Source organism: Mycobacterium liflandii (assembly GCF_022354805.1).
GTDB classification, from domain to species: Bacteria; Actinomycetota; Actinomycetes; order Mycobacteriales; family Mycobacteriaceae; genus Mycobacterium; species Mycobacterium marinum.
The window spans coordinates 5734910-5748986 of record NZ_CP023138.1 but is presented as its reverse complement, the minus strand read 5'-3'; the positions used below and the strand labels follow the sequence as shown (position 1 = coordinate 5748986).

The 14077-nt window shown below is 63.2% G+C and carries 11 protein-coding genes and 4 pseudogenes; 5 read left to right on the top strand and 10 right to left on the bottom strand.

What is annotated here, in order from left to right; genetic code table 11:
- Positions 1-18: 18 nt before the first annotated feature.
- Positions 19-282, bottom strand: coding sequence for a DUF2630 family protein (locus tag CKW46_RS25510; protein ID WP_011738616.1), 264 nt, complete (start codon positions 280-282; stop codon positions 19-21).
- Positions 283-394: 112 nt separating this feature from the next.
- Here CKW46_RS25510 and arfA point away from each other — a divergent pair, with 112 nt between their 5' ends.
- The 4 genes from arfA (at position 395) to arfC (CKW46_RS25490) (ending at position 2259) form a co-directional block, all read left to right on the top strand.
- Positions 395-1393, top strand: a complete 999-nt coding sequence (gene arfA, locus CKW46_RS25505) for a channel-forming protein ArfA/OmpATb (protein WP_015357089.1) — start codon at positions 395-397, stop codon at positions 1391-1393.
- A 12-nt stretch (positions 1394-1405) separates the two neighbouring features.
- Positions 1406-1621: a channel accessory protein ArfB gene (gene arfB, locus CKW46_RS25500; protein ID WP_086085044.1), complete on the top strand. Its 216-nt coding sequence runs from the start codon at positions 1406-1408 to the stop codon at positions 1619-1621.
- Positions 1621-1713 carry a channel accessory protein ArfC gene (gene arfC / locus CKW46_RS25495; protein WP_478212296.1) on the top strand — a complete coding sequence of 31 codons (93 nt, stop codon included), beginning with the start codon at positions 1621-1623 and terminating at the stop codon, positions 1711-1713. Before arfB ends, arfC (CKW46_RS25495) begins: the two co-directional genes overlap by 1 nt.
- A 63-nt stretch (positions 1714-1776) precedes the next feature.
- Entirely contained in the window at positions 1777-2259 is a 483-nt protein-coding gene (gene arfC / locus CKW46_RS25490; protein ID WP_482052548.1) for a channel accessory protein ArfC, sunset domain variant, read from the top strand.
- Positions 2260-2278: 19 nt separating this feature from the next.
- On the opposite strand, the gene prrB is transcribed toward arfC (CKW46_RS25490), so the two are convergent.
- From prrB to CKW46_RS25475, 3 genes and pseudogenes are all read right to left on the bottom strand, one after another.
- Positions 2279-3619: a two-component system sensor histidine kinase PrrB gene (gene prrB, locus CKW46_RS25485; protein WP_041299634.1), complete on the bottom strand. Its 1341-nt coding sequence runs from the start codon at positions 3617-3619 to the stop codon at positions 2279-2281.
- A gap of 14 nt (positions 3620-3633) precedes the next feature.
- On the bottom strand, positions 3634-4344 hold the full coding sequence (prrA, locus tag CKW46_RS25480) for a two-component system response regulator PrrA (RefSeq protein ID WP_012396175.1): 711 nt from the start codon (positions 4342-4344) through the stop codon (positions 3634-3636).
- Between the two features lie 151 nt (positions 4345-4495).
- Positions 4496-6164 (bottom strand): annotated as a pseudogene (locus CKW46_RS25475) (FAD-binding dehydrogenase).
- Positions 6165-6262: 98 nt separating this feature from the next.
- Between CKW46_RS25475 and CKW46_RS25470 the strand changes: the two are divergent.
- The gene (locus CKW46_RS25470; protein WP_012396173.1) at positions 6263-6874 is read left to right on the top strand and encodes a TetR/AcrR family transcriptional regulator; all 612 of its coding nucleotides are present in this window, start codon (positions 6263-6265) and stop codon (positions 6872-6874) included.
- Between the two features lie 58 nt (positions 6875-6932).
- Here the strand turns inward: CKW46_RS25470 and CKW46_RS25465 are convergent.
- The 6 genes and pseudogenes from CKW46_RS25465 to CKW46_RS25440 form a co-directional block, all read right to left on the bottom strand.
- Positions 6933-7106: pseudogene (locus CKW46_RS25465) on the bottom strand (sterol desaturase family protein); the annotation flags it as partial.
- A 21-nt stretch (positions 7107-7127) separates the two neighbouring features.
- Positions 7128-8331, bottom strand: a pseudogene (locus CKW46_RS25460) (ISAs1-like element IS2404/ISMul1 family transposase).
- Between the two features lie 143 nt (positions 8332-8474).
- Positions 8475-9251: pseudogene (locus CKW46_RS25455) on the bottom strand (sterol desaturase family protein); the annotation flags it as partial.
- A gap of 244 nt (positions 9252-9495) precedes the next feature.
- Positions 9496-10440, bottom strand: a complete 945-nt coding sequence (locus CKW46_RS25450) for a PLP-dependent cysteine synthase family protein (protein WP_482052547.1) — start codon at positions 10438-10440, stop codon at positions 9496-9498.
- A 175-nt stretch (positions 10441-10615) separates the two neighbouring features.
- Entirely contained in the window at positions 10616-11878 is a 1263-nt protein-coding gene (locus tag CKW46_RS25445; RefSeq protein WP_015357083.1) for an aminotransferase class I/II-fold pyridoxal phosphate-dependent enzyme, read from the bottom strand.
- Positions 11879-11952: 74 nt separating this feature from the next.
- Positions 11953-13398 (bottom strand): MFS transporter, encoded by a 1446-nt coding sequence (locus tag CKW46_RS25440; RefSeq protein WP_482052546.1) that lies wholly within the window; start codon positions 13396-13398, stop codon positions 11953-11955.
- Positions 13399-14077: the final 679 nt, after the last annotated feature.

Genomic DNA, 14077 nt, shown 5'->3' with positions numbered 1-14077 from the left:
TGTCAGTGCGGGGTCGTGTCAGCCGGAGTATCCCTCGACCTGGCCGGCGGGACGCACGCTTGCCTCCCGCGGGTCGCCGCCGGTCTCCCGCAGCGCCCGGCGCTGGCGCAGCAGATCCCAGCACTGGTCGAGTTCGATTTCGATGAGGCGCAGTCGTTCATGCTCCTCTGACTCGGAGATTTCGCGGTGCACAAGCCGCTCACGCAATGCCTTCTCCTCGGCGACAAGGTCGCGGATATGGGCCAGGGTTTCACTATCCGTCGGTTTCCTCCCATTAGCCATTGCTCCAGTGTGCCTGACATCGGTAATTGCTCTGGCGGGGAGTCGGTAGGCTGCATATCGCCAGGGGCACCGCGAGGGCTGTGCAACCAACTGACGTTAAGGAGAAGTACGGGTGGGTACCGACGCGGGCTTGGACGAGGCGCCCGCACCCACCGAGGCGCCGAAGGAACCGAAATTCGAACGGCGCCCGCTGGGCGTTTCCTGGCTAATCGGCGTGGTGGTTATTCCATTGCTGTTGGCGGCGCTCGGTTACGGCGCCTACCAGCGTCCGACGTCGGTCAACGGGCCGACCGGTGAGCTGCCGACCGTTACGGCGAGTTCCGCTAAGCCAGATCGGCCCGAGTTGTCGTTGTCATTGCTGTCGGTGAGCCGCAGTGGCAATACCCTGACGCTAATCGGCGATTTTCCCAATGAAGATGCCAAAGCGGCGCTGATGACGTCGCTCAAGGGTCTGCTGAGTCAAAATGTCACCGTGGTCGATCAGATCCAGATCGATCCCAAGGTCCGCGCGCTTGATTTCTCCAACGCCGAACCTGTTTTCTCCGCCAGCGGGCCGATTCCGGATTTCACCCTCAAGGTGGAACGGGACACCATCACCTTGACCGGAACCGCCGCATCGCCGGACCAGAAGGATGCGGTCGGAAGCGCGGCAACGAGCGTTTGGCCCGACGTGAACGTGGAAAACCAGATCGAGGTCAAGGGGCAGCCTGCTGGCAGCACCCCTCCGACGGGTCCCGCGGCCACCGGCGCATGTGCCGACCTGCAGGCGGCCGTCACGGCGCTGACCGGTGGGGCGATCGCCTTCGGGAACGATGGGGTGAGCCTGACCCCGGACAGCAATAAGGTCCTGACTCAGGTGGTGGACAAGTTGAGGGCGTGTCCGGATGCCAAGGTGACGGTCAACGGCTACACGGACAACAGCGGCAGCGAAGGCCTCAACATTCCGTTGAGCGCTCAGCGTGCCCAGACGGTGGCCGACTTCCTCGTGGCCCACGGCGTTGCCACCGATCACATCACCGCCAAGGGTCTCGGCTCGGCGAACCCGATCGCCAGCAATGACACGGCCGAGGGCCGCATCAAGAACCGCCGTGTCGAAAACGTGGTCAGCTAAGGAGAATCCAGCGTGGATTTCGTGATCCAGTGGTTGTACTACCTGGCTGCCTTCGTTGTGGGCTCGGCCGTTGCCTGGGGGATTGTCACGGTGTCGATCAAACCGGTCGCCACCACAGCGGAGGCGGTAGAGGCCGAGCAGACCGAGCAGACCGAGCAGACCGAGCAAACCGTGCAGGCCGAGGAGCCGGATCCAGCCGCGTCCCACCAGACCGAGGTGGCGCAGTGATGGCCCATGTGCACTGGTGGTTGATAATCCTGTCGTTCCTACTCGGACTGGTATTGACCTGCGCCCTGATGGTCCGATCCACCAAATACTAAGTGGCAGCCGCTGCTTCGGGGGCCGGAGTCGACGCCGCAGACGCCGAGACCAAGCCCCCGGCGATGAAGACGGCGACCGCCGAGCCACGCGAAAAGAAGGCTGCCGCAGGCGAGGACGCGCCCAAGAAGAAGGTTCCCGGCGCGAAGAAGAAGACCGCCGCCGCGAAAAAGGCCGCCGCGCGCAAGATTGCTGGGGCCAGGAAGCGCCCAGTGAAGCGCATGGTGGGGGCCAAGCGGGTTCCGAAGAAAAAGGTTGCGCGGGCCAAGAGGGCACCGACCGAAAAGACCGCTGTTACCGAGGAGTCCTCGGCTGCCCAGCTGGCGCCGGGGCGGTTTGCCCCGTACGGCCCGGGTTCGGCCCGAGCCGATGCCGACGACACTGGGCCCCAGGGCTGGGTCGTGAAGGGGCGCACCGACACCCGCCACTACTACACCCCCGAGGACTCGTCGTACGAGACGACGTGTGCTCAGGTCTGGTTTCAGGACGAAGCGGCCGCCGCGCGGGCATTCTTCACCGCGTGGAGCAAGAGCACGCACCGGAAGTGACGCTGTTCGCGCTATCGGACTAGCTGGGGCCGGGAAGTTTCAGTAGCAGTCGCGCGCCGCCGAGTGGGCTGTTCTGCAGTGACGCGGTCCCGCCATGCAAGTGGGCCTGCTGGGCCACCAGGGCCAACCCGAGGCCGGAGCCCGAATGCGACGCCGTCGACCCTCGGGAGAACCGCTCGAACACCATCTGGCGCTCGGCTTCGGGGACACCGCTGCCGTTGTCGTCGACGGCGATCTCGACCCCGGCCCGTGAACTGACCGCGGACAGCTGGACCCGGGTGGACCCGCCATGTTTGACCGCATTGGCGATGGCGTTGTCCACGGCCAGCCGCAACCCCGCCGGCAAGCCGACGATGATGCAGGTCGGCGAGGGCACCAGCGACACATCGAGGTCGGGGTAAATGCGCATCGCGTCGTGGGCGGCACGGTCGAGCAACTCGGTGATGTCAACCGGCACATGGTCTTCGGATGTCGACAGTTCGCCCTGGGCCAACCGCTCCAGGGCACCCAGGGTGGCCTCGATTCGCGATTGCGTCCGAATCACGTCGTTGAGCACTTCTTTGCGCTGGTCGTCGGGAAGATCCAGGGTGGAAAGCACCTCGAGGTTTGTTCGCATGGCGGTCAGGGGAGTGCGCAGTTCGTGGGAGGACACCGCGGCGAAGTCGCGCGCCGAGGCCAGCGCCTCCTTGGTTCGAATCTGCTCATTCCAGATGCGCTGCAGCATGCCTCGCATAGCCTCGGCGATCTCGATGGCCTCGCTGGCGCCGTGCACTTCGACCCGCGGAGCCTCGTCTCCGGCATCGATCGAGCGGGTTTGCTCGGCGAGCTGTTTGAAGGGCCGCACCGCGAATACGGCCAGCAGCCAGGCGAATACCGTTGCCGCGCCGATGGCGAACGTACAGATCAACAGCACCCGGCGGTGCAGGTTGTTGGTCTCGGCGATGGTCGCGTCGTAGGTCGCGCCCACCGCGACCGATGTTGGCTCCGGTCCGGGGATCTCGACCGTCCGCACCCGGTAACGCACCCCCCGGATGTAGGTGTCGGCGTAGTCCTTTTGCAGCTTGGGCAGCGTGATGTCGGAGTTCGACTTGACCAGGTCGCCGCGGCGGACCGTGATCAGTGCGTCCTGGTCATTGGGGGAGCGCGGTATCTCGTCGAGGCCACGCGGCACGAACGGGATGGCGAAACCCGCGGCCTCGTCCAGCCGGCGGTCCAGCCGTTCCTTGCGGTCGTTGGTGATCCCGACCCAGACCACGGTTCCGACGATGAGCACCGGAATCGCGGCGCCGATGGCCGTCGCGACCACCACCCGGGTGCGCAGCGAGGGCGTACGGGCGAAAATTCGCGACATGATGTTCATCACTGTCATTGCACTCATTGCATCCTGAGTACGAATCCGACCCCGCGGACCGTGTGCAGTAGCCGCGGGCCGCCGTTGGCCTCCAACTTGCGGCGTAGGTAGCCGATGAATACGTCCACGACGTTGGTGTCGGCGGCGAAGTCATAGCCCCACACCAGTTCGAGTAGTTGTGCCCGCGACAGCACCGCCGTCTTGTGCTCGGCCAGGACCGCGAGCAGGTCGAACTCGCGCTTGGTGAGGTCGACGTCGACACCGTTGACCCGGGCCCGTCGGCCGGGGATGTCTACTTCCAGCGGGCCCACCGTGATGGTTTCCGATGAAGATGTCGCGGTGGCCCCGCGGCGGCGCAGCAGCGCTTTGACCCGGGCCACCAATTCGGCCAGCACGAATGGCTTGACCAGATAGTCATCGGCGCCGGCCTCCAGACCGGCCACTCGGTCATCGACCGAGCTGCGCGCGGACAGCACGCAGACCGGGACGTCGTTGTCCATGGCACGCAGTGCGGTAACGACACTGACGCCGTCCAGCACGGGCATGTTGATGTCGAGCACGATCGCGTCCGGCCGGGTCTCGGTGGCGCTGCGCAAGGCCTCGGCACCGTCGACGGCGGTCGATACTTCGAATCCGGACAGCCGCAGACCGCGCTCCAGCGAGGCGAGCACATCGGAATCGTCGTCGACCACCAAGACCCGAGGTGAGTTCGCACCAGTGTCCATGCCGCCCATTTTGCCTGATTGCCGGCTATGGCGGTGGGAGGGTAGGCGACCGGGTCGCGGCTAGCTATTTGGGAGCCACTGGCGCGAGCAGACGTGGAATCGCATCAAGATCGCAGATCTTGTGCGATTCCACGTCTGCTCGCGAGGGTCAGCGACCCGCTCAGACGGCGTCGGCGGCAGCACGGCCAGCGGCGCGCCCGGAGAAAATGCAGCCGCCCAGGAACGTGCCTTCCAGCGCGTTATAACCGTGCACGCCGCCGCCGAACCCCGCGACCTCTCCCGCCGCATACAGGCCCGCGATCGGTTCGCCGTTGCTGCCTATCGCCCGCGACGACAGATCGGTTTGGATGCCGCCCAATGTTTTTCGGGTCAGGATGTGCAGTTTCGTCGCGATCAGCGGCCCCGCCTTGGGGTCGAGGATGCGGTGTGGCGCCGCGACGCGGCCGAGCCGGTCGCCAAGGGCGCGTCGCGCATTGCGGATCCCTTGAACTTGAACGTCCTTGCAGAATGGGTTGGCGACCTGCAGATCCCGCGCTTCGATCTGCCTGCGGATCGCGGCCGGATCCAGCAGGGGTTCGTCGGTCAGGCCGTTCATCTTCTCGACGAGTTCTTCCAGGCTGTTGGCGACCACGAAGTCGGCGCCGTGGCGCTTGAACGCCTCGACCGGACCGGTCGCGTCCTTGTTTAAAAACCGTTCTTGCAGAACGGCTTTGCGGCTCTTGCCGGTGATGTCGGGGTTCTGCTCGGAACCCGAGAGGGCGAACTCTTTCTTGATGATCTTCTGGTTCAAGATGAACCAGGAGTGGTCGTACTTGGCGATCTCGGGGGTGGTGCGCAGGTGGCGCAGGGTGCCCAAGGTGTCGTAGCCGGGCAGGTAGGGGGGCCGGTAGCCGGCGCCCCAGTGCGTCGAACCACATCGACGACGGGCCGGGGATGATGCGGATGGCGTGCTTGGGCTAGATGGGGTCCCAGTTGTTGACGCCTTCGGTGTAGTGCCACATCCGGTCGCGGTTGACCAGGCGTACCCCGCTGTCGTTGGCGATGTCGAGCATCCGGCCATCGACATAGGCGGGCACGCCGGTGATCATCGAGGCCGGCGGGGTGCCCATCCGGTCCGGCCAGTATCGCCGCACCATGTCGTGGTTGCCGCCGATCCCGCCGGTGGTGATGATGACCGCCTGCGCCGACAGTTCGAACTCGCCTACCTCGTCGCGGTTGGACGGAGTGGCGCGCTCCGCGTCATCGGGCGCCAACACGGTGCCTTTGATCCCGGTGGCAACGCCGTCGGTGATGACCAACTCGTCAACGCGGTGCCGATGGTAGAAGGTCATCAGCTTGGCCTTGGCGCTCTGTAGAGCGGAGTCGACAAACGGTTCCACGACGCCGGTGCCGGTGCCCCAGGCGATGTGGAAACGGGGAACGGAGTTGCCGTGGCCCTCGGCGCGCAGGTCGCCGCGCTCGGCCCATCCCACGGTGGGCATGAACCGGATTCCGAGGTCGGTCAGATAAGAGCGCTTCTCGCCGGCGGCGAACTCCACGTAGGCGCGCGCCCACTTGGTGGCCCAGAAGTCTTCATCGTCGGGCCGGTCGAACGCCGCGCTGCCGGACCAGTCGTTCCACGCCAACTCCAGGGAATCTTTGATTCCGAGGTGGCGCTGTTCGGGGCTGTCTACCAGGAAGAGTCCGCCGAACGACCAAAAGGCCTGACCGCCGAGGTTCTTCTCGTTCTCCTGATCGACCACCGCGACCTTCTTACCCCGGCGGGTGAGTTCGTGAGTGGCGACCAGCCCGGCCAAACCTGCACCGACGACGATGACATCAGCGTCCATCCGACAGCCTTCCTAGAGTTATGTGTGGGTATGCCCTACGACCACGCATCTGATACATTAATGCAGCGGATGCGTTGATGTATCGGAGTGTGATGTAGATGACACCGCCAGCCAACACTGCCACGCCGGCGCGCGTGACCAAGCGGCGCGCCGAGACTCGGGCCCGGCTGGTCGATGCGGCGTTCAGGGTGTTCGCAGACAAAGGGTTCGGGCACGTGCGCATCGAGGATGTGTGTGCGGCGGCCGGCTACACCCGGGGGGCGTTCTACTCGCAGTTCGACAGCCTTGAGGAACTCTTCTTCACCCTCTATGACCAGCGCGCCACCTTGATCTCCGAACAGGTCGGCACCGCCATGGCAAGCGTCGACGATCCCACCGACGTGCCCGGGACAGTGGATCGGATCGCCAGCACCTTGTTGCTCGACCGCGACTGGCTGCTCATCAAGACTGACTTCCTGATGCACGCCGCCCGCCACCCGGATCTCGCCCAACGCCTGGCGGCCCACCGGGCGCAGCTGCGTGCCGCAGTGGAAGACCGGCTTGCTGGCAGCGATGTCGAACTACCCGCAGCGATCGGCAGCGTTGCCGACGCCGCCCGCGCCGTGGTCGCCGCCTATGACGGGGTCAGCATTCAACTTCTACTGGACGGCGACCAGGACGCGGCACGAGCTTGGCTCAGTCAACTTCTTGGCGTGGTGTTGATCCGCTGAGGCCTGGCGGTGCTGCGCGGGTCGGCTGAGGCGGATTGCCAACTCGATGGCTTGGGGGTCAAGCGGACTTGGCCAGCCTGCCGGTTTCCTGGTTGGCGGGTGTCTGTGGTTTCCAGCCCGGCGGTCCGAAGACGTAGCTGAGTCGATCGCATAGCCGAGTTGCTGAGCGCCAGTCTCGGACTATCGCCGCGTATTCGTTGGTTTGTAGCTTCCAGATGTTGAAGGTGTGGACCCAGGGCTCCGGCGTTGTTGATTAGCAGGCTTGTGAGCTGGGGAATTGTGGATTGAGGAGGTCTAGGCGGCGGTTGGCGGTCAAAGCGGTGATCCGGCAGGCTTCGGTGATGTTGTCGGCGCCGTTGAGGCGGTGCAGATTGATCGCGGTGTTGCGTAGCGTTGCTAGGACCTGTGCGCCGTTTCCGGTATGTGCCCTTTGACGGTCTTCGTCGAAGGTGACGTCGCGTATCCAGTGCAGGCTGTTCTCGATTCCCCAGTGTTGACGCATCCAGGTCATGATCGCGGTAGGGCGGGCGTGCTCGAACGGCAGGCTGCAGATGGCATAGACCACCTCCACGCTGCGCTGGTCGGTGGCGGTGATCAAGCGTTCACGAGTGATCCGGATGATTTGTTTTGCGTAGGGGAAGCCGATTCCTCGTGCAGCGGTGATGATTTGCAGGGTGCGGGTCTCGACACGGCCGTGGCCGCGGGAGTCGTCGGTAGCGGCTGCGGGCACCTCGGCCCAGGGCAGCGCGGTGATACGCGCAAGTATTTTGGCTTGGTTGGACTTGACGATCATCAGGTAGTGCGACTTCAAGGTGGCGCAGATCAACTTCGCGGTGACGACCTGGGTATGCATCGCATCCACGGTGACCAGCCACCGCAAGCTACCCGGCAGCAGCGTGAGCAGGGCACGTACGCAGGGAATTTCATTGCTTTTCTCGGCGACAGCGAGTTGACTGAGCACCAATCGGGCACGGTGGGCGAACACCGACACGAGATGCGTGGCTGTCGCTTTGGCGCGTAAAGGCACCACGCAGCATCTTGCCGTCCAACGCGATCGGCACCAATCCACTGGGGTCGCTGCTGGCCACGTGTGCAGTGAAGTAACTGCCCATCCTGGCGTTGAGGTCGGCGGGGTCTAGCCGAGACAAAACAGCGCGGAAGGTCTTCTCACTGGGCCGCCGGAACCGGACCCCTAATTGGGCCAACACATCATCGGGAGCGGTGGCCGCCCATGTGGCAAAACCAGCATAGCCGCGCATCCCCGCGGCAGTGGCCAGAACCGCGATCGCCAACAAAGCCATCAGCGAATACCTCCGACCGCGTGGGTCCCTCGGGTCTGGCACCGAGGCCAACACATCGAGAAACTCCGATCCGATGAGCTCGCTACGCTCACCAGGACTCCAGCGGTCGAACACCTCTGGAACCGACGACACAGGCAATACTGAAACGGTAGGCACGGGCAACTCCAGACCAACGACGAACAGTAACCAACTCGATCGTTCTCCAGAGAGCCCGTGCCTACACTCCGGCCCCAATAGCGCGGCACCAAAGATCATCAACCCAGCTCACAAGCCTGCTAATCAACAACGCCGGAGCCCTGGGTGTGGACCGGTTTTGTGAGTCCGTAGTGTGGGCGGGATTCTTCGGCCTGGAATGTGCCCAGCATGCGATCCTAGATGATGAGAATTCCGCCGAAATTCTTGTCTAGATACATTTGATCCATACCGTGGTGCACCCGGTGGTGTGACGGTGTGTTGAAGAGGTATTCGTACCAGCGCGATAGTTTGCCGATCCGTTCGGTGTGGACCCAGAACTGGTAGGTCAGGTTTATTGACCAGCTGAAGAACACCACCCACGGAGGAACTCCCAACAGCGGCAGTATGGCGAACATGATGATCTCGCCACTCTTGTTCCATTCCACGCGTACCGCGGTGGCCAGGTTGAAGTATTCGCTGGAGTGGTGTGGCTGATGTGCGGCCCAGATCAGCCGGACTCGGTGGGCGATGCGGTGATCGACGCAGTAGATGAGGTCTAGGCCCAGGACCGCGATAACCCACGTGTACCACTGGTGTGGGGAAAGATGCCAGGGCGCGACGTAGGTGTAGATGGCGGCGTAGCCGATTGCGGCGATGGTCTTCCAGGTGGCGCCGGTGACCAGTGAGACCAACCCGGTGGACAGGCTTGCGATGGTGTCGGGGCCGAAGTGGGCCCCGGGTGCGTTTCTCGAGTCGTCGGCAGCGGGCGCACTGGTGGTTAGCAGTTTGCGTGCGGCTATCCATTCGAGAACGATCAGGAGTATCAGGAATGGGGCGGTCAGTACCACCGGGTCCTGCAGTCTGGCTGGCAGTGCGTCGAAGACGCTCATCGCTGTAGTCATGTCAGTGATGCCTTAGCTGTAGGCGTGGTGTCGGGGGTTGGCGGACTTCCGGATTAATTCGCGGTGTTCATGCTGTGCGGCCGGGGTTGTGCCGATCGTGGCCGGTGCGAGCCGTGGCGTTGTTTTTAGTATTTGGGAGACGGGTTCACCCTCCTGCCGAATTTCGTTTGATTCGATATGAGGAAGAAATCCGATGGTGCGGTTCTGGGTGTTCGCGTCGTACTTGCGGGCTCGCATCGTGGCGTCATGGGGCCAGCAACTTGCTAGGTGCCGGGTGTTCATAGACGCCGGAGGAGAGGTATTTCCACGCGGCGTCGGCGATGACGAACGCGATATCGGCACGCTCGCCTGCTCGCAGAGCTTGAGTGCCGATCTCCAATGCGGCGTGTAGGGCCGCGCCCGTGGACAGGCCTGCCAGGACGCCCTCGGTGTGTGCGAGTTCGCGGATGCGGTGCTCGGCATCGGCGGTGGCGACCGGGTAGCGCACGGCCCCCAGCGTGGGGTCATACAGTTCGGGCACAAATCCTTCGTCGAGATTGCGCATCCCACAGAGTTTTTCGTTGTGGCGGGGTTCGACGGCCACGATCTTGATGTTGGCGACGTGTTCGCGCAGGAATCGGCCGGCGCCCATCAGAGTGCCCGAGGAGCCCAGGCCGGCGACGAAGTGGGTGATCTCGGGCAGGTCGGCGAGCAGTTCCGGGCCGGTGCCGCGGTAGTGGGAGTCGGAGTTGGCGGGGTTGCCGTACTGGTAGAGCAGGACCCATTCGGGGTGTTCGGCGGCCAGTTGTTTGGCGAGCGCTACCGCGGTGTTGGATCCGCCCTCGGCGGGGGAAAATATGATCTCGGTCCCGTAGAGCTCGAGCAACCGACGGCGCTCGATCGAGGTGTTTTCCGGTATCACGCAGATGAGCCGATACCCCTTCAGTTTGGCGGCCATCGCCAGGGAGATGCCGGTGTTGCCGCTGGTGGCCTCCAGGATCGTCGCGCCCGGCCGCAGCCAACCGTCGGCCTCGGCTTGCTCGATCATCCGCAGCGCTGGGCGATCTTTGATCGACCCGGTGGGGTTGCGGTCTTCGAGTTTGGCCCACAACCGCACGTGCGGACTGTTGTCCCAGCCTGGTGAGAGTCGTGGTAAGCCAACCAGGGGCGTATCGCCCAAGGTGGCCAGCAGTGAGTCGTAGCGGGTCATCGGGTGCGCTCGCTGGTCGGCGCTGCGGGTGCGGGTCTTCTTCGGGTGCGAAGGTCGACGATCACAGCTGGCCCGTTACTACATCGTGTGGTTGGGGGCCAGTGGTTGTGATGGCGAGATGGTGATTCGGCGAGGCTGTGAGTTGTCATCGTGTCCGCCCAATAGGATTCTGGTGTTAGACCGCGCCGAGCTCAGGTGCCGGTGATAGGTCACGATCCCGGTTGGGGACTAGCTCGTCGTAGAGCGACGCGATGGCGTTTACTGTCGGTTCCACGTCGGCGGTGTCGTGTGATGCGGTGGACACCAGTCGTAGCTGGACAACCCCCGGGGGGACCACCGGGTACATCACGCCCGAGCAGAATACGTTGTGCTCGTGGCGCATTCGGTTCAGAAATTCGAGGGTTAGCAACGGGTCCATCTGCAGGAATACCGGTGTGACCAGACTCTGGGTGTTGCCGATGTCAAATCCCTTGTCGGTCAACGATGTTTGAAGCTCATGTGCGATGGCATGAGCTCGCTGGCGCAGATCGTGGCGGGTGCGCAGCAACTCGAAGCGGAACAGATTTCCGGCGATGATCGGCAGGGGTAGGCCTCTGCTGAAGATCTGCGAGCGCATTGTGTAGCGCAGTTTCCAAATTACGTTGGCCTCTGATGCGACGAATGCCCCAGTGCCGGCGGCCGCTTTGGCGAAGGTGCTGAAATATAGGTCGATACCATCTTGGACGCCCTGTTCTTCCCCGGCTCCGCTGCCGGTTGCGCCCAGGGCGCCGAACCCGTGTGCGTCGTCAACGAGCAATCGGAAATCGTAGGTCTTCTTGAGTTCGACGATCTCACGTAGTGCACCCTGGTCGCCGGACATGCCGAAAACCCCTTCGGTGATCACCAATACGCCGGCGTCGGCACTGCGCACCCGATCGATCTCGGCCAGGCATGCTTGGAGTTCGTCAATGTTGTTGTGCGAGAACGTACGTGTCTGGTCGAGGCCGCCCTTCTTCTTCAGCCGGACCCCGTCGATGATGCACGCGTGGCATTGCGAGTCCAGGACGATCCAGTCTGAGGAGGTGGTGAGTGAGTCGATGAGTGAGGCCATGCCTTGATACCCATAGTTGAGAAAGAGCGCCGCCGGCTTCTTCACATAATTGGCCAGCTCCTCTTCCAACTGCTCGAGGATGTCCGTCTCGCCGCACATCATTCGTGAGCCCATGGGTCTTGCGAATCCGTAGAGTCGAGCGAACTCGACATCGGCTTCCCGTACTTCAGGAAGATTGGCGATTCCGAGATAGTTGTTGATGCTCCATACGATCTGCTCGCGGTCTTGCCACCTCATGTGGGCGCCGACGGGCCCATCCAGCTTGGGATATGTCGCTATGCCATGTGTGGCACGAGAAATGTGTAGCAGCGGCTCGTCTACCGCAACAAATTTATCGAAGAGATCCATGATTTGTGCCCCTAATCCCTGTCATTGATCGTTTGCCCTGAGGTGTTTCTTCCTGAAAGTGCTCCGTGAGACGGCTAGGGTGGCGATGCGCATTCTGCGGCTGCCGGTTGGGGCTCCTCGACCGGTCGTTGCCACGCCGGTCGTATCAGGCGCAGCGCAAACGGAATCGTGGCGATGGCCAAAGTCCCCAGAAATGCCCATACGACCCGGAAGCTGCCCACGTCGATGGGCGAGTGCCCGGAACGCTCAACAAGCAACGTGCCCACCGCGGCGGTGCCCAGGGCCGCGCCGAATTGCCGCAACATGGAATTGAGTGCATTGGCGGTGCCGAGGAGCTGGCCGGGCATCGCATCGATCGCAGCGCTTGCGAGAACCGGCATGACACACCCGATGCGAATCCCGCAGAGGATCGATCCGGGCAGCCACCGTGACGCATAGTCGGCTCGGCTCGTTGTCAGTAACCAGAACAGGAAAACGCCGAGAGCGAAAACCCAGCAACCGGGGATCACCGCCCATCGGTGTCCCCGCGCATCTGCGATCCTTCCGGCCGGGATAGCCGCAAGCGCGGCCGCAACAAAGATCGGCATCATGGCCAGTCCCGCCTCGAAAGTGGAATAGTGCCAGTGCGACGTCAGAAAGAACACGACGGCAAGTAACAACCCATAGAAGCCGGCCCCGAAGATCGCGGTCGCCGCATTGGCGGCGAAGAAGCGGCCCTTGTCGAAATCGTGTATCGGCTCCGCGCGGCGGTGATGGCGTGCCACCCCCACCATCGCCGCGGCCAGCAGGATGGCACCCGCAATCAGCAACAGCAGTGTCCGGCGCTGGCCCCAGCCCCAGGACGGGCCTTCAAGGATGCCCGCCGTCAGCGCCCCCACACCCGAAGCGATCAGCACGATCGCGCTCGTGTTCACCAGCTGCCCCGCCACGGCATCGCCGCGGTTGTCGACATTGCGCAACCCGGCAAGCACGGCCAACCCGATCGGCACGTTGATGACGAAAATCCCGCGCCAGCCCACGGTATCGGCGAGAAACCCCCCGAGGGGTGGCCCCAGTGCCGCCGCCAACGCCGCCGAGGTACCCCATAGCGACACCGCAGTGGCCCGAGAACCCCGACCAAAATAAGGAAGAATCAGCGCAAGCGAAGCCGGCCCCATCAGCGCGGCACCCACCGCTTGTGCCGCTCGAGCCGCAACCAGCGCGCCCAACGTGGGCGCGACCGCGCAACCCACAGACGACAGAATGAACGTGCTTACACTGATGGCGAAGACGTTGCGGCTACCGAACTGATCTGCCCAACGCCCGCCCGGCACCATCAACGCGGCAAACACAATGAAATACGCGTCAAGCACCCACGACCGGGCGGACGAGGATGCCTCCGGAAAACTTGCCGAAATAGCACCAAAAGCTACAAGTAATACCGTTGTATCCAGGTAAACAATAAATCCCGCGGTAAGCTCCACCGCCAACGCCCGCACTCTACCCGTAACCAATACCACTCCCCGCACCCGCGCGCCCATTCAACCCGAACCAACGATCCTCAACCGCACCCGCCGGCTGAAGCCATCACAGACCCCTGCGTAGTTGATCTAACTACAAACTCGCAAAAATTTCTCGGGATCGAGCGCGTTGCCGCTTCCATGGGCTGCGGCGCCGACTCTCGTCTCGAGACGGTCGCAATAGCGCGATTTGGTGTATGGGATCGCCATCGAACTGCATGAAACACCAGCTCAGGATGGGTGCGGGTGCCAATGGGTTTGCCGGCGATGGCGGTGTGGAGGTGAACGGTGTTGCTGCACCATGCCATCCGTAAGGGCCGGTGTGCGCAATTTTGCCGGCGCGCCGTCATGACATCCGCTCGTTGTGGGGAATCCGATGGTGGCCAGCTGCGCAGCTTGCAGTGAACGCGGCGCCGTTCGGGGTGGCGGCCCCGATTGGCAACGGCGGCAACCGATCCCGCTTCGGCAAGCCGATGCGAGAGCGGGCTCGCTGGATGGTCGTGGGGCACGTAGCTGACCGTACTGCTGAAACTTGACGGTGTCCATATTAGGCGTTCGCTTCTTATTCAAAAGGGGAATTTTCCTTACGATCCTCAGTCTGAGATTTAACATGCATGTCTCAAAAGAGATGTAAAGGAACAGGATTGGACAAGTTTGTCTCATGGAGCCGGTCTCTCGCCGGGCGGCGGCGATGCGGCTG